Annotated in this window: 10 protein-coding genes; 6 read left to right on the forward strand and 4 right to left on the reverse strand. The window is 61.7% G+C overall.

Going from position 1 to position 23284, the window contains the following annotated elements; all coding sequences use genetic code 11:
- Positions 1 to 47 precede the first annotated feature (47 nt).
- Positions 48 to 13031: a non-ribosomal peptide synthetase gene (locus NL116_RS21370; protein ID WP_494373921.1), complete on the reverse strand. Its 12984-nt coding sequence runs from the start codon at positions 13029 to 13031 to the stop codon at positions 48 to 50.
- A 381-nt stretch (positions 13032 to 13412) separates the two neighbouring features.
- On the opposite strand from NL116_RS21370, the gene NL116_RS21375 reads away from it, so the two are divergent.
- Positions 13413 to 13961: an RNA polymerase factor sigma-70 gene (locus tag NL116_RS21375; protein ID WP_494373922.1), complete on the forward strand. Its 549-nt coding sequence runs from the start codon at positions 13413 to 13415 to the stop codon at positions 13959 to 13961.
- Positions 13962 to 14116: 155 nt separating this feature from the next.
- Here NL116_RS21375 and NL116_RS21380 read toward each other — a convergent pair whose 3' ends face one another.
- From NL116_RS21380 to NL116_RS21390, 3 genes are all read right to left on the reverse strand, one after another.
- The gene (locus NL116_RS21380) at positions 14117 to 15130 is read right to left on the reverse strand and encodes a GNAT family N-acetyltransferase (protein ID WP_494373923.1); all 1014 of its coding nucleotides are present in this window, start codon (positions 15128 to 15130) and stop codon (positions 14117 to 14119) included.
- A 94-nt stretch (positions 15131 to 15224) separates the two neighbouring features.
- Complete coding sequence (locus NL116_RS21385; protein ID WP_494373924.1) at positions 15225 to 16019, reverse strand: substrate-binding periplasmic protein; 795 nt, start codon at positions 16017 to 16019, stop codon at positions 15225 to 15227.
- Positions 16020 to 16111: 92 nt separating this feature from the next.
- Entirely contained in the window at positions 16112 to 16738 is a 627-nt protein-coding gene (locus tag NL116_RS21390) for a TetR/AcrR family transcriptional regulator (RefSeq protein WP_494373925.1), read from the reverse strand.
- 191 nt (positions 16739 to 16929) lie between these two features.
- Between NL116_RS21390 and NL116_RS21395 the strand changes: the two genes are divergently transcribed.
- The 5 genes from NL116_RS21395 to NL116_RS21415 are packed head-to-tail and all read left to right on the forward strand — an operon-like array spanning position 16930 to position 23199.
- Positions 16930 to 18720 (forward strand): acyclic terpene utilization AtuA family protein, encoded by a 1791-nt coding sequence (locus tag NL116_RS21395; RefSeq protein WP_494378108.1) that lies wholly within the window; start codon positions 16930 to 16932, stop codon positions 18718 to 18720.
- A gap of 12 nt (positions 18721 to 18732) precedes the next feature.
- Positions 18733 to 19602, forward strand: coding sequence for an SDR family oxidoreductase (locus tag NL116_RS21400; protein ID WP_494373926.1), 870 nt, complete (start codon positions 18733 to 18735; stop codon positions 19600 to 19602).
- A 3-nt stretch (positions 19603 to 19605) separates the two neighbouring features.
- Complete coding sequence (gene atuC, locus NL116_RS21405; protein WP_494373927.1) at positions 19606 to 21222, forward strand: geranyl-CoA carboxylase subunit beta; 1617 nt, start codon at positions 19606 to 19608, stop codon at positions 21220 to 21222.
- Between the two features lie 25 nt (positions 21223 to 21247).
- On the forward strand, positions 21248 to 22405 hold the full coding sequence (atuD, locus tag NL116_RS21410) for a citronellyl-CoA dehydrogenase (protein ID WP_483841231.1): 1158 nt from the start codon (positions 21248 to 21250) through the stop codon (positions 22403 to 22405).
- Positions 22402 to 23199, forward strand: a complete 798-nt coding sequence (locus NL116_RS21415) for an enoyl-CoA hydratase/isomerase family protein (protein WP_494373928.1) — start codon at positions 22402 to 22404, stop codon at positions 23197 to 23199. Before atuD ends, NL116_RS21415 begins: the two co-directional genes overlap by 4 nt.
- Positions 23200 to 23284: the final 85 nt, after the last annotated feature.

The following is a 23284-nucleotide window of genomic DNA, read 5'->3' on the forward strand; positions in this document are numbered from 1 at the left end:
CCCTTCGCGAGCCTGCTCGCGATGGGGCCGGTAAAGGCGCTAAAGAATCAGAACCCCTCCAACTCCGCCATCAAGTCATTCAGCCGATCCACCTTCTCCTCGGTGATGTCATTCGCCGCCAGCCCATCAATGTACTCAGCCAACTCCGCCACCGTGCTGCACTCGAACATCGCCCGCAGCGGCACATCCCGTTGCAGCGTTTTCTGCACCCGCGACGCAATCTGCGTCGCCAGCAACGAATGTCCACCGAGCTCGAAGAAGTTGTCACGCACACCGACCTTCCCGACGTTCAACACTTCAGCCCAAATGTCCGCCAGTGTCTGCTCCAGGTCATTGCGCGGCGCCAGGTAGTCCTGACTCTGCAACTGGCCGATCACCAGCGCCGGGAGCGCCTTGCGATCAAGTTTGCCGTTGGCATTGAGCGGCAGGCGGTCCAGCCACAACCAGTGCAACGGCACCATGTAGTCCGGCAGCTCGGCGCGCAGGCGCTGTTTGATCCGCTCCAGTCGCTCGGTGGGATTGAGGCCCGAATCAGCTGCCACCAGATAGCCGACCAGATGCTTGCCATTCACGCCTTCCTGCACCCCCACCGCTGCTTCGCGGACCTCGGGTTGTTCGTGCAGGCGCGCTTCGATTTCCCCCAGTTCGATGCGGTAACCGCGAATCTTCACTTGATGGTCGATGCGCCCGACGTACTCCAGCACCCCGTCACAGCGACGACGGGCCAGGTCGCCAGTGCGGTACAACCGGTCCCCCGGCGCCCCGAACGGGTTCGGCACAAACACCTGCGCCGTACGCAACGGATCACTCACATAGCCCCGCCCCACGCCGGTGCCGGCCACGCACAACTCGCCCACCGCGCCCAACGGCACCAGTTCCAGCGCGCCATCGAGCAGGTACAAACGGTTGTTGTCGGTCGGTGTACCAATCGGCAAATAGCTGCCGCGCGTCGAGGCCAGGTCGACGCGGAAGAACGCCACGTCGTCCGAGCATTCGGCCGGGCCATAGGCATTCACCAAGCCGATCTCCGGGTAGCGCAACAGCCATTGGTGCGCCAGTTCCGGTGGCATCGCTTCACCGGTCGGCAGCATCCAGCGCAGACCGTCGAGCCTCATGCGCTCTTGGGCGAGCATGCCCTGGATCAGCGACGGCACGCTTTCCAGCACGGTGATGCCTTGCGCCGAAACATGCGCCAACAGCCCCTGTGGATCATGGGCGATGGTGTTCGGCACGATGTCCACTCGCGCACCGAACAATGGCGCAGCGAGGAACTGCCAGACCGAAATATCGAAGCTTTGCGAAGCGGTCTGGGCGATCACGTCGGCATCACTGAGGTTAAGGTACGGCACCTTGCTCAACTGGTTATTGAGCATGCCGCGCTGCTCGACCATCACGCCTTTGGGCAAACCGGTGGAGCCCGAGGTGTAGATCACGTAGGCAAGGTTATCCGGCCCGCTGTAGCGGCCCGGATTGGCCACCGAAACAGTGCTCGCCTGCACTTCTTCCCAGACCAGCAACTTGGGTCGCCGGGCGCAACCGCACTCCTCCAGCAGTGCGACCGCTTGTTCGCGACAGGCCCGAGTGCACACCAGCAACGGCGTGCGACTCAGATCGATGATCCGGCTCAAACGCTGGCTCGGCAGGCCCGGATCCAACGGCAGGTAACCGGCACCGGCCTTGAAGCTACCGATGATCATGCCGAGCAGATCGAGGTCACGTTCGGCCAACAACGCCACCGGCTGATCCAGCCCGACACCCGCAGCGATCAGGGCGTGACCGAGGCGGTTGCTGCGCTGATTCAACTCGACGTAGCTGTATTGCTGATCCAGACAACTCGCGACGATCCGCTGCGGGTGCCGAGCGACTTGCGCTTCGAACAGCGCGACATAGCTTTGTTCCAGCGGGTAATCGTGTTCGCTCTGGTTGCATCCGTGGATCAGGAAAACCTGTTCCTCGGCCCCCAGCAGCGGCAATTCAGCCATGTCGCCATGGAACCGTTCGACCAGCGCCAGCAGCAAACGCTTGAACTCGCCGAGCATGCGCTCGATGGTCGACTCATCGAAAAAGCGCTGGTCGTAAGACAGGTGCAAGCCGAGGTCATCGCCCGGATAACATACCGCCGTCAGCGGGAAGTTGGTGTGGGTGCGGCCCGAGTCCGAGGTCGCGTTGAGGCTTTGCGCACGGTCCAGCACCGACACTTCCACCGGGGCGTTTTCGAACACGAACAGGCTGTCGAACAGCGGCTGCCCCTTGGGCAGTTCACTGTGTTCCTGAATACTCACCAGTGGCAAATATTCGTACTCGCGCAGTTGCATGTTGCTGTCGAGCAAACCACTGAGCCATTGGCGAACGCTGCAACGCTGATCGTCTTCGGGCATTTTCACCCGCAGCGCGATGCTGTTGATGAACAGCCCCACCGTGCGCTGCATCTGCGGCATGTCCACCGGGCGCCCGGCCACGGTGACACCGAACAGCACGTCGCGATCACCGCTCAAGCGGCGCAGCACCAGCGCCCATGCCGCTTGGGCGAAAGTGTTGATGGTCAGTTGATGCGCCTGCGCCAGTTCACGCAATTGTGCACCGTCACGGGCATCGAGCCGGGTGTAGCAGTCGCCGACGACCATGCCGCCACTGTCGCCGGCGTGTTCGCGCAGGAACGGTCGGTCACTCGGGATCGGCGTGGTCCGTTCGAAACCGCGCAGGTGGGTTTTCCACCACTGCCGCGCTTCGTCCAGGCTCTGGCGTTGAAGCCAGCCGATGTAGTCGCGGTAACGCGGTGGCACGGCCAGTTGCGCCTCGCGGCCTTCGCCGAGGGCGGTGTAGATCTCGAAGAAATCGTTCATCAATAGCGACCGGCACCAGGCATCAATGAGGATGTGGTGGTTGCTCATCATGAACCAATACCGCGCCGCGCCGACCTTGATCAAGCGCAAGTGGAACGGGGCCTGATTGAGCAGATCGAACCCGGCCTCGCGCTCGCTTTTCAGCAGGGCCTGCAACGTCGGTTCCTGCTCGGCTTCAGCCATCGCGCTCCAGTCGAGGTACTCGATCGGCGTGCTGCCTGGCTTATGGATAACCTGAAGCATGTCTTCGCCGACGTTCCAGCAGAATGACGCGCGCAGGGCTTCGTGACGAGCGATCACCGCTTGCCAGGCCTGGGCGAAACGCTGCGGGTCGAGTTCACTGTTGATGCGGTAGCGGTCCTGCATGTAATAGAGCCCGGTGCCTGGCTCCAGCAAGGTGTGCAGCAGCATGCCTTCCTGCATCGGGGTCAGCGGGTAGACGTCTTCGATCACGGCCGCCGAAACCGGCAAGGCATCGAGTTGCGCCTGCGTCAGTTTCGCCAGCGGGAAGTCCGACGGTGTCAGGCCGCCCGCCTCATCTTGCAGGCAATGTTCGATCAAGCTGCGCAGTTCACTGACGTAAGCGTCTGCCAGGCTGGAGATGGTTTCGGGATCATGGCGTTCGGCGCTGAAGGTCCAGCGCAGCACCAGTTCACCACCGTAGACCTGACTGTCGAGGCTCAGCTCATTGGGCAGCGGCGCGTGCGGATCGTGGGCGGCGCCGACCGCTTCGTCGAGCGGACGGAACAAGGCATCCGCGCCAAAGCTCTGGTCGAACTGACCGAGGTAGTTGAAGGTGATCGGTGCTGCCGGTAGCGCGGCCATGGACTGGCGGCACAGGTCGTCGGCCAGATAACGCAGCACGCCATACCCCAGACCTTTATGTGGCACGGCGCGCAGTTGTTCCTTGATCGCCTTGATCGATTCGCCCTGCCCGTCCAGCGGGGTCAGCCGTAGCGGATAGGCGCTGGTGAACCAACCCACGGTGCGGGTCAGGTCGATCTCGTCGAACAGGGTTTCGCGGCCGTGACCTTCCAATTGAATCAGCGTCGATTCGTCGCCGCTCCAGCGGCACAGCACGCGGGCCAGTGCCGTCAGCAGCAGGTCGTTGACCTGCGTGCGGTAAGCGCTCGGCGCCCGTTGCAGCAATTGCCGGGTGCGCTCGCTATCAAGGCGCACGCTGACGGTGTGTGCATGACGATTCTGCTCGCCGCCCTGAGGACGCTGGCAAGGGAATTCAACGCTTGGGCCGGCCAGTTGCGCCTGCCACCAGCTCAGTTCTTCGCGCAGGGATTCACTGCCGGCGTACGCCTGCAAGCGCGCCGCCCAATCCTTGAACGCACTGGTTTTCGCCGGCAGGTGGACCGATTGTTGCGCGTCCAGTTGCCGGTAAACCGTTTGCAGATCATCCAGCAGCACGCGCCATGAAACACCGTCGACCACCAGGTGGTGAATGGCGATGAACAGCCGTTGGTGTCCCTCGGGTCCATCGACCAGTAACGCACGCAGCAGCGGCCCTGCTTCAAGATCAAGGCTGCGCTGGGCATCGGCGAACAGCGCGGTGCATTTGCCCATCGACGAAACACGGACGTGCCACAGCACGGGGACGTCGGACAGCGGTTGGTGCCCGGCGCGCCATTGCGCATCGGTTTGGCTGAAGCGCAGGCGCAAGGCGTCGTGCTGTTCGATCACCGCCAGCAGCGCTTGCTCAAGACGATGAGGCTGCAGCGTCACGGTCGGCTCCAGCAGCAACGCCTGATTCCAGTGTTGGCGCTCAGGGATGTCGGTGTCGAAGAACCAGTGCTGAATCGGCGTCAGACGCGATTCACCCGTGAGCAAGCCTTGCTCGGCGCTGACCTGTTCAGTGCGAGTTGCCACTGCGGCCAGCGTCTGCACAGTCTGGTGCTGGAACAGGTCACGCGGGCTGAAATGGATGCCCTTTTGCCGCGCCCGACTGACCACCTGGATCGACAGAATCGAATCGCCGCCCAGTTCGAAGAAGTTGTCGTTGAGACCAACCTGCGCGACGTTCAACACTTCGCACCAGATCGCGGCCAGGGTCAGTTCAAGTGCATTGCTCGGCGCAACGAACTGCTGACGGTTCAGCTCCGGGTCCGGTGCCGGCAATGCGCGGCGGTCCAGTTTGCCGTTGGCGGTCAGCGGCATGCTGGGCAACAGGATCAGGTGCACGGGCACCATGTAATCCGGCAGTTGAGATTTGAGGTGCGACTTGAGGGTTTCACGCAGTGCGGATTGTTGCGCTTCGTCCTGCCCGGCGACCTCGGTGACCAGATAACCCACCAGTTGCTTGCCGCTCGGTGCGTCGAGGGCCAGCACCACGGCTTCACGGATCGACGCGTGTTCCAGCAGACGCGTTTCGATCTCGCCCAACTCGATGCGGAAACCGCGAATCTTCACTTGATGGTCGATGCGTCCGAGGTACTCCACCAACCCGTCGGTACGCTGACGCACGAGGTCGCCGGTGCGGTACAGGCGTGCGCCATCGTCGGTAAACGGATCGGCGACAAAGCGTTCGGCGGTCATGCCCGGACGCTGATGATACCCCTGCGCCAGACCGGCGCCGCCGACGTACAACTCGCCGGTCGCGCCTTGGGGCACAAGGGCCAGATCCGCGTCGAGAATGTAAGCCAGCCGCGCGCCGATCACGCTGCCAATCGGCACACTGCCCAAGCCTTCTTCCAACTGTTCGGGCGCAAGACTGGCCAGCGGCATGACCACGGTTTCGGTCGGGCCGTAAGCATTGAAAAACAGGCTCGGTTTGAACGCCGCACGAATGCGTGACAAGTGTTCACCGGTCAGCGCCTCGCCGCCAGTGATGCACATGCGCACCGGCAGGGTGTCGCCCTGGGTCGCCAGCCATTGCGCCAACTGGCTGCCGTAGCTCGGTGTGAAGCCGAGGACGTTGATCGAATGCTGACGAATCAGCTCGCAGATTTCCTGCGCATCCCACTGCCCCTGCGCACGCAACACCACTTGCGCACCGCACAGCAACGGCACCAGCAAACGCTCGGTCGCCGCATCGAAGTTGATCGAATAAAAATGCAGCTCGCAATCGTCCGGGCGCATGCCGAAGCGTTCGATTACCGCCTGGCAGTGCATGGCAATTTCACCGTGAGACACCACCACGCCTTTCGGTTGGCCGGTGGAACCGGAGGTGTAAATCAGGTACGCCTGATGTTGCGGCAGGCTGATAAACGGCAGCTCGGTGGCCGGGTAATTGACCAACCCGGCCGTGTCTTCTTCCAGGCACCAGCGCGCCACCGTTGTCGGCAACTCACCCAGCGCTTCAAACATCGCCGCATCGCTGAGCAACACGCCGATGCCGCTGTCTTCGATCATGTAGTGCAAACGGTCCAGCGGATATTCCAAGTCCAGCGGCACATACGCGCCACCGGCCTTGAGGATCGCCAGCAAGCCGATGACCATCTCCAGCGACCGCTCAAGCGCCAGGCCGACGCGCACCTGCGGGCCAACGCCACGCTCGCGAAGCATCCAGGCCAGTTGATTGGCACGGCTGTCGAGTTCGGCATAACTCAGGGTCTGCCCGGCAAAGGTCAGGGCCGGCGCGTCTTTGCGGACCAGCGCCTGCTCGCTGAACAGATGATGAATGCACTGGTCGAGGCGATGCTCGCCCGGCTCGACGCCAAGGCTATCGAGCAATGCTTGCTGTTCGCGGGCGTCCAGCAAAGGCAGTTCACTGAGGCGCTGCTTCGGATCGGTCAGCAACGCGTCCAGCAGATTGCGCCAATGCCCGGCCATGCGCGCGATGCGCGGTTCATCGAATAGATCAGTGCTGTAGGTCAGGCAGCAACCGAGGCGATGATCGAGGTCGGTGACTTCCAGGTTGAGGTCGAACTTGGTCGCCCGCGCATCGTTGGCCAGGTACTCGACGGTCATGCCGGCCAGGGTGCGGCTCTGCTGGAATTCCCAGCGCTGCACGTTGCACATGACCTGGAACAGCGGGTTGTGCGCGGCGCTGCGCGGTGGCTGCAACGCTTCTACTAAGTGATCAAACGGCAGGTCCTGATGGGACTGGCCTTCGATCACGGCGTGGCGCACCTGCTCGAACAATTCACCGACGGACATCTGCCCGTCGAGTTGGCAACGCAGCACTTGGGTGTTGAGGAACGCACCGATCAGCCCTTCGCTTTCCGGGCGAATCCGGTTGGCCACCGGCGCACCGATGCGCAGGTCCGTCTGGCCGCTGTAGCGGTAAAGCAGCACGGCCAGTGCGGCGGTCATGGTCATGAACAGGGTCAGACCGTGTTGCGCGTTGAAGGCGCGAACGCGTGCCGCCAGGTCATCGCTCAAATCGAATCGGAACAGCTCACCTCGGTGGCTTTGTACTGCCGGACGCGGACGGTCCGTCGGCAGTTCCAGCAGCGGATGTTCACGGCCGAGTTGCACAGTCCAGTAGTCGAGTTGGCGCTGACGTTCGCCGGACTCCAGCCACTGCCGTTGCCACTCGCTGTAATCGAGGTATTGCACCGGCAGCGGCGCCAGCGGTGATTCGCAGTGATCAACGAAGGCTTCGTAGAGCGCGCTCAGTTCCCGGGCGAAGATATCCATTGCCCAACCTTCGGTGACGATGTGGTGCAGGGTCAGCACCAGGTAATGTTCGTGCTCGGCGGTCTTGACCAGGCAGGCACGCAGCAGCGGGCCGGTTTCCAGATCGAACGGTGTATGCGCCTCGTCGTCAGCCAGTTGCTGGACGCGTTGCTCGCGGACATCGTCCGCCAGTGCGGAAAAATCCTTCCTGTCCATGCGCATTCCGGGTTGCCCATGCACCTGTTGCCGAGCCACGCCGTCGACGCTCGGGAACGTGGTGCGCAGGGTTTCGTGGCGCATGATCAGCGCTTGCAGCGCCGCTTCGAAACGCCCGACATCGAGCACGCCACGCAACCGCGCCATGCCACCGACGTTGTACGCCGGGCTGTCCGGCTCCATTTGCCAGAGGAACCACATGCGTTGCTGGGAATAGGACAATGGTACGGGTTGGCTGCGGTCGACTTTTTCTATCGGTGGCTGTTTGTTGGTAATGCCGCTGACTTGAATCAGCCGAACCTGTTCGGCAAACGCACCCAGTTCACTGTTCTCGAACAACGCACGCAACGGCAATTCGACGTCGCAGGCCTGGCGAGTGCGGGAAATGATTTGAGTGGCCAGCAACGAGTGACCGCCGAGGGCGAAAAAGTCGTCGCGCAGACCGATTTGCGTCTGGCCCAGCACTTCGCACCAGATGCCGGCAATCTGTTGTTGCAGCGCAGTGACCGGTTCGGCATGTTCACGCATTTGCCATTGCGGCTCGGGCAAGGCGCGACGGTCGAGCTTGCCGCTGGGGCTCAGGGGCATCAGCTGCAGACGCATCAACTGCGCCGGAACCATGTATTCCGGCAGCTCGGCCATCAGCGCGGTGATCAGGCGTGAGGTCTGGGCGTCTTCGGTTTCGCTGGTTTGTGTGGCGGTGTAGTAGCCGATCAACTGCCCGCCGACTGCCGTCTCGCGCACCATCACCACGGCTTGTGCAACGCCCTCCTGCACCAGCAACCGCGCTTCAATCTCTTGCGGTTCGACACGAAAGCCGCGCAATTTGAACTGCTGATCGAGACGGCCGAGGTACTCGATCACCCCGTCGGCGGTCCAGCGCGCACGGTCGCCAGTGCGGTACAGACGTGCGCCCTGCTCGCCCAGCGAATCAACGATAAAGCGTTCGGCGGTGAGGCCCGGACGCCCCAGATAACCACGCGCCAGCCCAATGCCGCTGATGCACAATTCGCCGGGTACGCCAACCGGTACAGGGTTGAGGTCGCTGTCGAGCACGCGGCAGATGACGTTGCCCAACGGACGGCCAATCGGAGAACACTCGCCATCGGCCGTGGTGCATTGCCAGTGGGTGACGTTGATCGCGGTCTCGGTCGGGCCATACCGGTTGTGCAGTTGCACGGCGGGCAATTGTTCCAGCACACGATTGCGCAGTTCGGCCGGCAAGGCTTCGCCACCGGAGAAGATGCGGCGCAGGCTGGTGCACTTAGCGGTGAGCGGTTCGTCGATGAACAACGAAAGCAGCGGCGGTACGAAGTGCAGCGTGGTCACGCCGTATTGCTGAACCAACTGCGCAATGCGATGCGGATCGCGGTGTTCACCGGGCCCGGCCATCAGCAAACGGGCGCCGGTGATCAGCGGCCAGAAGCACTCCCACACCGACACGTCAAAGCTGATCGGTGCCTTTTGCATCAGCACGTCGGTGTCGTTCAGGCGATAGGTGTCTTGCATCCATTGCAGACGCTCGGCCAGCGCGGAGTGAGTGTTGCCGACGCCCTTCGGCTGACCGGTGGAGCCCGAGGTGTAGATCACGTAGGCGAGGTTGTCGCCGTGCAAGTGCAGGCCCGGCGCGTGGCTCGGCCAACCGTCGAGGTTGAGCGCGTCCATGGCAATCACGCTGACACCCTCGGTGGCCGGCAGACGATCAAGCAACCCGGTCTGGGTCAGCAGCAATTCGACGCCGCTGTCGCTGAGCATGCAGGCCAGGCGGTCAGCCGGGTAGTCCGGGTCCAGCGGCACATAAGCGCCACCGGCCTTGATGATCGCCAGCAGGCCGACCAGCAATTGCGGCGACCGCTGCGCAGCGATGGCCACGCATACGTCCGGGCCGACACCTTTGTCCCGCAGGTAATGCGCGAGGCGGTTGGCCCGGGCGTGCAAATCGGCGAAGTCCATGGCGCCACCGTCCCACAGCAGAGCGGTGCGTTGCGGTGTCAGTTTCGCCTGCTCGTTGAGCCGTTGCGGCAGCCATTGGCTGGCCGGCGTGCAAGGCGCCGAGCTCCAGGCTATTTGCTGAGCGTGCTCGCGCGTTGTCAACAGCGGCAGATCGCCGATGGCCGTGTTGGGGTGTTCACAAATGGCGCGCAACAGGTTGCTGAAGTGTTCGGCCAGACGGGCGACGGTCGCCTCGTCAAACAGTTCGCTGGCGTAGTCGAAGGACAGGCTGAGGTGACCCTTTGGGTCTTCCTCGCTGTGCAGTTGCAGGTCGAACTTGGCTTCGCGGCTGTGCCACGGCAACTCTTCGACAAGCAATCCCGGCAGGCGGCGCAGTGCGCCCAAGTCCCGTTGCTGGTGATTGAACATGACCTGGAACAGGCCTTGTTCGCGGGCGTGCGGGAACGCTTCGAGCAGTTGTTCGAACGGCAGGTCCTGATGCGCCTGGGCGCCTAATGCGTGCTGGCGGGTTTGCGCCAAGAGTTCAACAAAAGGCTGTCGCGAATCCACTTCGGCACGCAGCACCTGGGTGTTGATGAGGAAGCCGATCAGCCCCTGTGTTTCAAGGCGTGGACGGTTGGCATTCGGCACGCCGATGCGGATGTCGCGTTGGCCGCTGTAGCGGTGCAACAGGCTCTGGAACGCCGCGAGCAGCAGCATGAACGAGGTCGAATCATGCGCCAGTGCGGTCCGGCGAATGGCCTCGCTCAACGTCGCGTCCAGCTTGAGGCAATGACGTGCCGCGCTGTGAGCGTGCTGTGCCGAACGCGGGTGGTCGGTGGCCAGATTGAGCGTCGGATGCTCATCGCCCAACTGCGCCTTCCAGTAAGCCAGTTGGCGCGCACCCTCTCCTTGCGCCAGCCATTGGCGCTGCCAGCTGCCGTAGTCGGCGTACTGGGTCGGCAAGGCGGGAAGCGTTGCTGTTTGGCCCAGGGATGCAGCGGCGTACAGGCGCGAGAACTCGTCGATCAATACGTTCAGCGACCAACCGTCGGCGATGATGTGGTGCATCGTCACCAGCAACTGGTGATCTTCATCATCGAGGCGCACCAGCGTCACCCACAGCAGCGGGCCTTTCTCCAGATCAAAGTGGGTGCGCGCCTCGTCCTCACGAATGTGCGCGGCGCGGGCTTCACGCTCGCCGGCTGGCAGATCGCTGATGTCGATCAATTGCAGGTTGAACCCGACGCCCGCATCCACCTGTTGCAGCGCCATGCCATCACGCTCGAAGAACCGCGTGCGTAGTGATTCGTGGCGCTCGATCAGTTGCAGGAAACTGGCGCGCAACGCGTCTTCATCCAGTTCGCCGCGCAAGCGCAACGCACCGGGAATGTTGTAGGCGCTGCTGTGCGGGTCGAGTTGCCAGGTAATCCACAGGCGGTTTTGCGCCAGGGATTGCGGCATGGCATCAGTGCGCGACAACGGGGTGATCGCGCCTTGGGCCAGGCCGCCACCCTGTTGTTGCTGAGCCACAATGCTGGCGAATGCGCCGAGGGTCGGCGCTTCGAACAACAGGCGCAGGTTCAGCTCCAGGCCGATTGCTTCACGCAGACGCGCAATCACTTGGGTGGCAGCGATGGAGTTGCCGCCGAGCAGGAAGAAATGGTCGTCGGCATGGATCTGTTTGACCTGCAGTTGTTCGCACCAGATCTGGCCGATCAGGGTTTGCAACCCAGAACCGGACTCGGCATTTGCTTCACGCTTGGCGACCGCTGACGGAAACAGCGCATAGCTGTCGAGGCTGCCGTCTGCCAGGCGATTGCGGCACGCCGAGCGTTGCAATTTGCCGCTCGACGTCTTGGGCAGCGCGCCCGGATTGAGCAGCACCACGACGTTTGGCGCTTCTTGATACGCCTCGGCGACCGCTTGGCGGATGGCTTTGATCAGCGCGTCGGGTGGCAGCATTTTCTGCACGCTGCGGCTGATTTCGGCGGCGACCCCAATGCCTTCCTGGCCGTCGATGTTGACCGCGAATGCTGCGACGCGACCTTTGCGCACCACGTCCACTTCACGCTCGATGGTTTGCTCGATGTCTTGTGGATAGAGGTTGTGCCCGCGAACGATCAGCAGGTCCTTCAGGCGCCCGGTGATAAACAGTTCGCCGTCGCGCATAAAGCCCAGGTCGCCAGTGCGCAACCAGGTCTGGCCGTTGTGCTGGACGAACGTCTTGGCGCTGGCCTCGGGGTTGCGCCAATAGCCGAGGGCGATGCTCGGCCCGGTGGCCCAGACTTCACCGACAGCGTTATCGGCCAGTTCAGTAAGCGCGGCCGGATCGACAATCAGCACCGCGTGATCCGGTTGGCTGATACCACAACTCATGATCGCGCTGCCCTCGCCCGACTCCGCGCGGTTTTGTGTCAGGGCTTGATCGTCCACGCGCAGGTTGCCAATACCCTGACCACGAGGGCTGCCGGCCACGAACAGCGTCGCTTCGGCCAAGCCGTAGGACGCCATGAAACTGTCCGGGGTAAAGCCGCACGAGACGAATGTTTCGGCGAAGCGCTCCAGGGTGTCGAGACGAATCGGCTCAGAACCGGAGTACGCCACACGCCAGCCGCTCAAGTCCAGCCGCTCAAGAGCTGATTCGCTGACCCGTTCGCTGCAGAGCCGATAGGCAAAATCCGGCCCGCCGCTGATGGTCCCGCCGTACTCGCTGATCGCTTCCAGCCAGCGCAGCGGTCGACCGAGGAAGTACGCCGGCGACATCAACACGCACGGCACGCCGCTGAAAATCGGCTGCAACAGACCGCCGATCAAGCCCATGTCGTGGTACAGCGGCAGCCAGCTGACGATCACGTCGTCAGGGTTCAAATCAATGCCAAAGCCGTGGCGAATCAGCAATTCGTTGGCCACCAGATTGCCGTGGCTGACTTGCACGCCCTTGGGCAAAGCGGTGGAACCGGAGGTGTATTGCAGGAAGGCGATGTGATTGTCTTCGAGGCTCGGTTCGACCCAGCGATCCGCCAATACCGTGTCGAGGGTGTCGACGCAGAACAGCGGTGGCGCACCTTCGATCTGCTGCAACGCGTCTCGCAGATCGGTGCTGGTCAACAGCAAGCGCGGCTCTGCATCGCTGATGATCGACAGCAGGCGTTCCTGATGATGACGTTTGGCCGACTCCGGTGGATAAGCCGGCACCGCAATCACCCCTGCATACAGGCAGCCAAAAAACGCGGCGACGTAATCCGGGCCACTGGGAAACAACAGCACCGCGCGATCGCCAAATTCCGTCTCGGCTTGCAACGCACCGGCAATGCTTCGGGCACGCTGATCCAGTTCGCGATAGCTGAGGACTACAGTCTGATCCGGGGTGTCGGCAAGAAAACGCAAGGCCACCTGATCCGGCGTCAGGGCCGCACGGCGCCGTAGGGACTGGACCAGTGTGCTTGGGAGTTCGAACGCGTCGGTCATGAGGTTTCCTGCCTGATTTCGGCTTGCAAGTGGAATCGGTTTTCTGGCGTCACGCCCATCGGAAAGCGTGCAGGACGCGGTCTTCGCCGACCGCGCAAGGCCTTGGGAATGCGTCTGCGGCCGGGATTTGCCCGGCGCCTTTCACCAATGAGAACGGATGACGTCCGCCAATAATTAGTCGACAGGCCGGAGAGCCAGCGGGGAGGGGTAATGCAAGCGAGAGCGTCGGCGTGCGGCAGTTCTCACTGCGCACAAACGAGGCGCATTAATTCTCTTTCTCAATTGACAATCATTATCATTCATCCTAATTTGTCGCTCGACGTGTCGGACGGCGCAGGTTTCGTGCCGTCCCACCAACCTATTGGCAGCAGGGTGATTTCCATGACGGAACAAGTATCCACAAGCAGGTGCGATTCACCGCTACTCCAGGCCTTCGTCGACAATCGACTGATTCTGGTCAAGATTGCAGCTCGCATTACCGGTTGCAGGTCACGTGCTGAAGACGTGGTGCAGGATGCTTTTTTCAGGCTGCAATCAGCACCGGCGATCACTTCCTCGTTCAAGGCTCAGCTCAGCTACCTGTTCCAGATCGTGCGAAATCTGGCGATCGACCACTACCGCAAGCAGGCGCTGGAGCAGAAATATTCCGGGCCTGAAGAGGAAGGTCTGAACGTGGTGATCCACGGCGCTTCACCCGAAACCTCGCACATCAATTTTTCCACCCTTGAGCACATTGCCGATGCGCTGACGGAGTTGCCGAGCCGCACCCGCTACGCCTTCGAGATGTACCGTCTGCACGGGGTGCCGCAAAAGGACATCGCCAAGGAACTCGGCGTATCGCCGACCCTGGTGAACTTCATGATTCGTGATGCGCTGGTGCACTGCCGCAAGGTATCGGGGAGTCGGGCGGATACCTTTGCTCGTCGTTAAAATCCGGATTCTGTGCTGCCCCCATCGCGAGCAGGCTCACTCCTACAATAGATCTCCAGTGATCACGAAGAGTGTGTTCACCCTAAGATCAATGTAGGAGTGAGCCTGCTCGCGATGGCTGTCTCAAGACCGATAAAGGTCCTCAACCCTAAGCATCAAGCCAACCGGCACCGATCAAAAAACCGCTCCCGCCCCACCACCATCAACGCCGCGCGCTTGTGCGGGAAGTCGAATTCCTTCTCGCAGTAAAACCCCTGCCCCTGCATATACCCGATCATCTTCGCGTTATCCGCTCGAGGCTCGGCCACCACCCGCTGCGTGCGCGGATCGTCGAGAAACAGGTAATGCACCAGCGCCGATAACCAGCTCGCCACTTTGTAAGGCCCCCGGTGGTTTTCTTCACCCACCAGCATGTGGATGCCACGGTCGTAATCATCGACGTCATAGAACGGCGCGATGCGGTCTTCCTTGGCCCAATACGCTTCGAAGTAGGCAAACGGCTGATCATCGAAACTACCGATCAGGGTCAGCGTGTGCGGGTCCGCCGCCAGTTTTTCCAGGTAGTCGCGATGTTGCTCGAGACTGCCCTCCTCCTGCCAGAAACTCGCCACGCGCGGGCTGTTCTGCCAGCGATTGAAACGCTCCAGGTCCAATTCAATGTCCACCGTGCGCAGGGAAATCCAGGCACCGAGTCGCGCATCAAAGCGCCGGTAGACTTCGCCTTGCGGCTTCTGTGGGCGAAGCGGATGGCGCTTGCCGTTGCTGATGACCCTATGCTGCGGGTAACTGACGACCATCGATTCACCCAGCCATGGCCGAGGTATTTGCCAGAACAGGGTGCGCAAGCAGTGGTACTGGCCAGCGATTTCAGTGGCAATCAGTAATCCGCTGAGCAGCGCATCGGTGGGGACTTTATCGAGTTGCCAGTTCAGGCGTTGGCAAGCGGGATCACGGGCAAACAGCCAATAACACGCCGTCCAGATGCCTTGTTCGAGCGGTTGGCCAACATATTCTTCCACCTGCACCTCTAACTCGGGTTCCCGGGTCAGGCGCAGCTGGATCAACGGCTGGCCGCGCAGGCTGAGGTGCAGGCGGTTTTCGGTTTCATCGGCTACAAGCGGCCCTCCGGAAGGCAAGGCCAGCGCATTCAAATCATTCAAATCGGGCATGGGTCGGGCTCACGTCAATCGTCAACAGTTCAACGATGTGACGTGAGCCGGGGTCGGGAATTTAAGAAAACGGTGTAAATACTGCTGCGCGATATCAGGTTCGCGGCACCGGCACCACGGCGATTTTGTACGGATCGAAAATCTTCAGCATCTGGCCGTTGTCGCGCAAGCCTTGCAGCAATTTGCCGAACGCTTCCCCCGTGATGGGCGCAGAGGGACGCAGGATGGCGTAGTGGTGATAGACCTGATCGATGCGCTGGGACACCAGCAGTTGATCGGCGACTTTCTCGTTACGCAGCAGGTAATCGCTCAAATACGAGCGCGTCACCAAGGCAATGTCGGCCCGACCACGCAGCACCATCAACAAGTTGCTGTCGTGGGAATAAGTCAGCGTCGCGTTGTAGTTTTGCGCCAGGAATTTCGGGTCGGCATTGAAGTTGGCGAACTCGTAGTGATAGCCGCTGAACAGGGCCAGCCGCTTGCCCATGAGGTCGACAAAGTAGTTCTGCTGTCGATCCGGCAGGCGTTGCGCGACGAAAATCTCGGCGTCTTCAAGCCCCATGTCGACGCTGGTGTGGGGGATGTCCTGCCAGCCCCAATCCGGGTTTTCGAAAATGGCCATGTCGACCCGGCCCTGCTTGAAATCACCGAAGCGCCGGGGAATGGAAGTGGGCACGAGGATAAACTGATAATCGCTTTGCTCACGATTCAACGCCTCGACCAGCTGAGGCAGCAGGCCGGTGTCGACACCGGATTCCGGGCGAATGGTATAGGGCGGAAAATGCGCCGCGCCCACTCGCACCAGTTGCGCAGCCTGGGACGGCAATACCCAGAGCGCCGCAAGCGACGCCAGCAAAAGCCGCGAAGCCGTCCTGATTGGCGAAGACATCAAAACAACCCACTCCCCAAAAAAATACGCATCAATGCATTCAAGCTAGGCGGTTTCGGCCACTTAGCCAGTTTCCTCAGATTGGCACAACCTTATTGTTTTTCTTCCAGTACGAGAATGAGGGCTTCCTCGGCCAATTGATCGAGACTCATGCTGCCCTCAGCGCGAAACCAGGTGGTGGTCCAGGACAACGCGCCCGTGAGGAAACGACGTGTGATGAACACATCGCCGCGAATGAAACCCGCATCCTTGGCTTCGCCCAAAACTTGCAGCCAGAGTTCTTCATAAATATCACGCAGCGCCAATACCCGCGCCTGCCCGTCTTCGGACAACGAGCGCCATTCATACACCAGCACCGCCATGGCCTCGCCGCTGCCGCCCATGATCGACTGCAATTCGCAACGAATCAGCGCCAGCACTCGCTCCCGGACATTGCTGGACTCGGCCAGGGCCGCCCGCATCAACGCCGTGTTGTAGCGGATGGTCTCTTCCATCACGGCGCGAAGGATTTCGTCCTTGCTTTTGAAGTGATGGAAAATGCTGCCTGACTGAATGCCCACGGCGCCCGCCAGATCGCGCACCGTGGTGCGTTCATAGCCTTTGTTGCGGAACAGGTGAGCCGCCACTTGCAGCAGTTTGCCGCGGGCGCTGTCCGGGTCGGTCAATTGGCCGTTGTCGACCAATTCGCGCATGACCCTCAGGGCTTTTTGCTCGTCCACCCGTTCTCTCCTACAGTCGATCAATCAAATACGCCGCTCGCCGCCTAAAACAACGGGGTTGCGCGGGCAATTTAAGCTGGCGAGGGCAACCAAGCAAGCGCTCGGGCAGAAGATAGTTCAGGCGTTTACAAACCAAGCGCTTGCTTGGTAGTCTCGACTCACTTCACTGGGAGGTGGCTATGCAGTTGACTGTGCCTAAAACGATTCGCATTGGCTGCGCCAGCGCCTTTTGGGGTGACACCTCAACCGCCGCTGCGCAACTGGTGGAGGGTGGGCGTCTGGACTACCTGGTGTTCGACTATCTGGCCGAGATCACGATGTCGATCATGGCCGGCGCACGGATCAAAGACCCGCAGGCCGGCTATGCAGGCGACTTCATTGAAGTCCTCAGCCCATTGCTGGGACAACTCGCGGGGCAGAACATCCGCGTCATCAGCAACGCTGGCGGAGTCAACCCGCTCGCCTGCGCCGCCGCCCTGCAAGCCGCCTGCGACAAGGCCGGTGTCGCGCTGAAAATCGCCGTGTTGCTGGGCGATGACCTGCAACCGCAATTCAAACAGCTGAGCAGTCTTGGCCTTCATGAAATGTTCAACGGCGCGCCACTGCCACCCTTTTGCGTATCGACCAACGCTTACCTTGGCGCGCCGGGCATCGTCGAGGCGCTTCGGCTGGGCGCGGACATCGTCATCACCGGGCGTGTGGTCGACAGCGCCGTGGTCAGCGCGGCACTGGTGCATGAATTCGGCTGGTCCTGGCACGACTACGACAAACTCGCCCAAGCCGCGCTGGCCGGCCACATCATCGAATGCGGCGCCCAATGCACCGGCGGCAATTTCACCGACTGGCGCGACGTGCCCGACTACGAACACATCGGCTTTCCCATCGTCGAAGTCGGCGCCGACAGCCAGTTCATCGTCAGCAAACCGGAAGGCTCCGGCGGCCTGGTCACGCCACTGACCGTCGGCGAACAGATGCTCTATGAAATCGGCGATCCACAGGCTTACCTGCTGCCAGATGTGGTCTGCGATTTCACTCAGGTCAAACTTCAGCAACAAGGCAAAAACGCGGTTCAGGTGCACGGCGCCAAGGGATTGCCGCCGACCGATCAGTACAAGGTCAGCGCGACGTACCCGGACGGGTTCCGCTGCACCGCCAGTTGCCTGATCGTCGGCATCGATGCGGTGGACAAGGCGCATCGGGTCAGCGAAGCAATCATTAACAAGACCTCGGACATGTTCCGCCAGCGCGGTTGGGCGCCCTACAGCGAAGTGAACATCGAACTGCTCGGCAGCGAGGCGACCTATGGGCCCCACGGCCAGCGCACGGACAGCCGCGAAGTGGTGATCAAACTCGCGGTGCGTCACCCGAGCAAACAGGCCTTGATCCTGTTCTCCCGGGAAATAGCCCAGGCCGCAACGGGCATGGCGCCGGGGCTGACCGGGATCGTCGGTGGGCGGCCAACGGTGTATCCGCTGATCCGGCTGTTCTCCTTCCTTATCGACAAAACCGCCTGCACGCTGGACATTGAATTCAATGGCCTGCGCCACCCTTGCGCCCTGCCTGCCGTCGATGTACTCGACCCGGATAACTTGTCTGTCCCGTTTGACCCACCGAAGCCCACCGACCGCGCCGACGCCAGCGTGGCGCTGATCAAACTCGCGGTCGCCCGCTCTGGCGACAAGGGCAATCACAGCAACATCGGCGTCATGGCCCGCGAGCCCGAATACCTACCCTGGATTGCCGAAGCGCTGACGCCGGAGGTCATCGTCGACTGGATGAGCCACGTCCTCGACCCCGTTTACGGGCGCGTGGAGCGCTGGTATTTGCCCGGCACCCACAGCCTGAATTTTCTACTGGAAAACGCCCTCGGCGGCGGTGGCGTGGCCAGCCTGCGGATCGACCCGCAAGGCAAAGCCTTCGCCCAGCAGCTGCTGGAGATCCAGATTCCGGTGCCTCAGCGCATCGCCGACCAGGTCAATTAGAGGATTGCCGCCATGGCTTACGATTCGATTTTCAAAGCCGACTTGTTTGCGGGACAAACCATTCTTGTCACCGGTGGCGGCAGTGGCATCGGCCGTTGCACCGCGCATGAACTGGCGGCCCTCGGCGCGCATGTGCTGCTGGTCGGGCGCAAGGCCGACAAGTTGAAAGCCGTCGCCGCGGAGATTGCCGAAGACGGCGGCAAGGCGGATTGGGCCGCGTGCGATATTCGCGAGGAAGAAGCGGTCAAGCACCTGGTCAGCGAGTTGATCCGTAAACACGGCCCGATCCACGGACTGGTCAACAACGCCGGCGGACAGTTCCCTTCGCCGCTGGCCTCCATCAATCAGAAAGGTTTCGAAACCGTGGTCCGCACCAACCTGGTGGGCGGTTTCCTGATGGCCCGGGAAGTGTTCAATCAATCCATGAGCAAGCATGGCGGCGCCATCGTCAACATGCTCGCCGACATGTGGGGCGGCATGCCCGGCATGGGCCATTCAGGCGCGGCGCGCGCGGGTATGGATAACCTCACCAAGACCGCCGCCTTCGAATGGGGTTACGCCGGGGTGCGGGTCAACGCGGTAGCGCCGGGGTGGGTGGCGTCCAGTGGCATGGACACCTACGAAGGCGCGTTCAAAGCAGTGATCCCCACCTTGCGCGAACACGTGCCACTGAAGCGCATCGGCACCGAATCGGAAGTCAGCGCGGCGATTGTGTTCCTGCTCAGCCCGGCAGCGGCGTTTGTCAGTGGCAGCACCTTGCGCATCGACGGTGCCGCCAGCCTCGGCGGACGCGCTTGGCCGATCCACAAAGCGACGAACAGCGAGTCGTACAACGGTTTTCACCGAGCGTATTTGCCAGAAGTGCTCAAGGACAAGGAATAAGCCATGCCGGTGATTCAATCGCAAGTCGACCCGTTCAGCGCGCAGTTCGCCCAGAACCGCGACGCGATGCTGGCCGTGATCGAACACGTGCGCCAGCTCGAACAGAACCTGCTGAACAAGGCGGCCGAGGCCAAGCCGAAATTCGACAAGCGCGGCCAACTGCTGCCGCGTGAACGCCTGAACCTGCTGCTCGACCCCGGCGCGCCGTTCCTCGAACTGGCGAGCCTGGCCGGCTACAAGCTGCACGACGACAAGGACGGCAGCGCAGCCGGCGGTGGTTTGATCGCCGGGATCGGATACGTGTCTGGCGTGCGCGTGCTGGTAGTGGCGAACAACAGCGCGATCAAGGGCGGGACCATTTCCCCCAGCGGACTGAAAAAGTCCCTGCGCCTGCAACAGATCGCCATGGAGAACAAACTGCCGGTGATCACCCTGGCCGAAAGCGGTGGCGCCAACCTGAATTACGCCGCGGACATTTTCGTCGAAGGCGCGCGCAGCTTTGCCAATCAGGCGCGGATGTCGGCGATGGGCCTGCCGCAGATTACCGTGGTGCATGGCTCGGCCACTGCCGGCGGCGCTTATCAGCCGGGATTGTCGGATTACGTGGTGGTCGTGCGCGGCAAGGCCAAGCTGTTTCTCGCCGGCCCGCCACTGCTCAAGGCAGCGACCGGTGAAGTCGCCACCGACGAAGAACTCGGTGGCGCCGAGATGCATGCGCAGACTGCCGGCACCGCCGAGTACCTGGCCGAGCATGATGCTGACGGCGTGCGCCAGGTGCGCGAGATTGTCAGCCTGTTGCCCTGGAACGATCAATTGCCCTGGCGCCCCGAACGTCACTGGGAAGAACCGCTCTACCCCATCGACGAATTGCTGGGCCTGATCCCGGACGACCCGAAAAAACCTTATGACGTGCGCGAGATCATCGCCCGCATTGCCGACGGTTCGAACTGTCTCGAATTCAAGGCTGAGTTCGATCAGCAGACTGTTTGCGGCCACCTGAAAATCCAGGGGCGTGCCTGCGGTTTCATCGGCAACAATGGCCCGATCACGCCCAAGGGGGCGAGCAAGGCTGCGCAATTCATCCAGCTCTGCGACCAGAGCCAGACGCCGCTGCTGTTTTTCCACAACACCACCGGGTTCATGGTCGGCACCGAATCGGAACAGCAAGGCGTGATCAAGCACGGCGCGAAGATGATTCAAGCGGTGGCAAACGCTCGGGTGCCGAAACTGACGATTGTCGTCGGCGGCTCCTATGGCGCCGGCAACTACGCCATGTGTGGGCGAGGCCTCGACCCGCGTTTCATCTTCGTTTGGCCCAACAGCCGCACGGCTGTGATGGGCGGCGCCCAGGCCGGCAAGGTGCTGCGCATCGTCACCGAGGCCAAACAACTCAAGGACGGTCTGGTGCCAGACCCGAAAATGCTCGACATGCTGGAACAGGTCACCGCGCAGAAACTCGACAGCCAGTCCACCGCCCTATACGGCAGCGCGAACCTGTGGGACGACGGGCTGATTGATCCGCGAGACACGCGGACATTGCTCGGATACTTGCTGGATATCTGTCACGAGGCCGAGGTGCGGCCGCTGCAAACCAACAGTTTTGGCGTCGCCAGGTTCTAGACCGGCCTTTAGGAGAACAATAAAAATGATCTTCACCCAGGAACACGAAGCACTGCGCCGCACCGTCCGCCAGTTCGTCGATCACGAGATCAACCCCCACGTCGAGGAATGGGAAAAGGCCGGGCGTTTCCCCATCCACGAGATCTTCCGCAAGGCCGGTGACCTCGGCCTGCTGGGAATTTCCAAACCGGAAAAATTCGGTGGTATGGGGCTGGACTACAGTTATTCGATTGTCGCGGCCGAAGAGTTCGGGACCATCCATTGCGGCGGTATTCCGATGTCCATCGGCGTGCAGACCGACATGTGTACACCCGCCCTCGCCCGTTTCGGCTCCGATGAGCTGCGTGAAGAATTCCTGCGCCCGGCCATTACCGGCGAACAGGTCGGCTGCATCGGTGTTTCCGAAGTCGGTGCCGGCTCCGACGTCGCCGGTTTGAAAACCACCGCCCGCAAGGACGGCGACGATTACGTGATCAACGGCAGCAAGATGTGGATCACCAACTCGCCCAGCGCTGATTTCATCTGCCTGCTGGCCAACACGTCAGACGACAAACCGCACATCAACAAATCGCTGATCATGGTGCCGATGAACACGCCCGGCATCAGCCTCAGTTCGCATCTGGACAAGCTCGGCATGCGCAGTTCGGAAACTGCCCAGGTGTTTTTCGACAATGTGCGTGTGCCGCAGCGCAATCGCATCGGCCATGAAGGCGCCGGGTTCATGATGCAAATGCTGCAATTCCAGGAGGAACGCCTGTTTGGCGCGGCAAACATGATCAAGGGCCTGGAGTATTGCGTCGACAGCACCATCGAGTACTGCAAGGAACGCAAAACCTTCGGCAATGCGCTGATCGACAATCAAGTGATCCACTTCCGTCTGGCGGAGCTGCAAACCGAAATCGAATGCCTGCGGGCGCTGGTCTATCAGGCCACCGAGCAATACATCAAAGGCCAGGACGTCACCCGCCTGGCCTCCATGGCCAAGCTCAAGGCCGGGCGCCTGGGCCGGGAAGTCAGCGACAGCTGCCTGCAATATTGGGGCGGCATGGGCTTCATGTGGGACAACCCGGTGGCCCGCGCTTACCGCGACGTGCGGCTGGTGTCGATTGGCGGTGGCGCCGATGAAATCATGCTGGGGATCATCTGCAAACTCATGGGTATTCTGCCGGGGAAAAAGAAATGAGCACCTTGCCCGATTGCCAGACGCTGCTGTTGGAGTCACATAACGGCGTGCTGCACATCACCCTCAATCGCCCGGAAAGTCGCAATGCCATGAGTCTGCACATGGTCGCCGAACTGCGCGCGGTCCTTGCGGCGGTGCGTGATGATCGTACGGTTCGGGCCTTGGTGATCGGCGGTGCCGGCGGACATTTCTGTGCCGGTGGCGACATCAAGGACATGGCCAACGCACGCGCCCAAGGCCCAAACGCCTATCGCGAGTTGAACCGGGCGTTCGGCGCGCTGCTGCAAGAGGTGCAACACGCGCCTCAAGTGGTGATTACGGTGCTGCAAGGCGCGGTGTTGGGCGGTGGCTTGGGTCTGGCGTGTGTTAGTGACGTCGCCCTGGCCGATCACCTGGCGCAGTTCGGTTTGCCGGAAACCAGCCTTGGATTGCTGCCCGCGCAAATCGCCCCGTTTGTGGTCCAGCGCATCGGCCTGACCCAGGCCCGGCGCCTGGCGCTGACCGCCGCGCGTTTCGATGGTACACAGGCTCGGCGGATGGGCCTGGTGCACTTTGTCGAACATGATGCGCAAGCGCTGGCTGAACGCCTCGATGAAATCCTCGCCCATGTGCTGTGTTGTGCGCCGGGGGCGAATGCAACGACTAAAAAACTCTTGCTGGCAAGTGCCGGGCAACCGTCGGATGCGCTGCTGGATGACGCGGCGCAGTGGTTTAGCGAAGCGGTGACGGGGGCGGAAGGCATCGAAGGGACCATGGCTTTTGTGCAAAAAAGAAAACCGGGGTGGGCCACCTAAAAGCTTCGCGAGTAAACCCGCTCCCACATTCGAACGCAATTCAAATGTGGGAGCGGGCTTGCTCGCGAAGAGGCCATCACATCCA

It is taken from the genome of Pseudomonas sp. FBCC-B1667 (assembly GCF_059133255.1).

Bases quoted from the DNA above. Each gene is read 5' to 3' on its own strand.
- NL116_RS21375 (WP_494373922.1), top strand. From the start codon at position 13,413: ATGACGGAACAAGTATCCACAAGCAGGTGCGATTCACCGCTACTCCAG.
- NL116_RS21370 (WP_494373921.1), bottom strand. From the start codon at position 13,031: ATGACCGACGCGTTCGAACTCCCAAGCACACTGGTCCAGTCCCTACGG.
- NL116_RS21385 (WP_494373924.1), bottom strand. From the start codon at position 16,019: ATGTCTTCGCCAATCAGGACGGCTTCGCGGCTTTTGCTGGCGTCGCTT.
- atuC (WP_494373927.1), top strand. From the start codon at position 19,606: ATGCCGGTGATTCAATCGCAAGTCGACCCGTTCAGCGCGCAGTTCGCC.
- NL116_RS21400 (WP_494373926.1), top strand. From the start codon at position 18,733: ATGGCTTACGATTCGATTTTCAAAGCCGACTTGTTTGCGGGACAAACC.
- NL116_RS21415 (WP_494373928.1), top strand. From the start codon at position 22,402: ATGAGCACCTTGCCCGATTGCCAGACGCTGCTGTTGGAGTCACATAAC.
- atuD (WP_483841231.1), top strand. From the start codon at position 21,248: ATGATCTTCACCCAGGAACACGAAGCACTGCGCCGCACCGTCCGCCAG.
- NL116_RS21380 (WP_494373923.1), bottom strand. From the start codon at position 15,130: ATGCCCGATTTGAATGATTTGAATGCGCTGGCCTTGCCTTCCGGAGGG.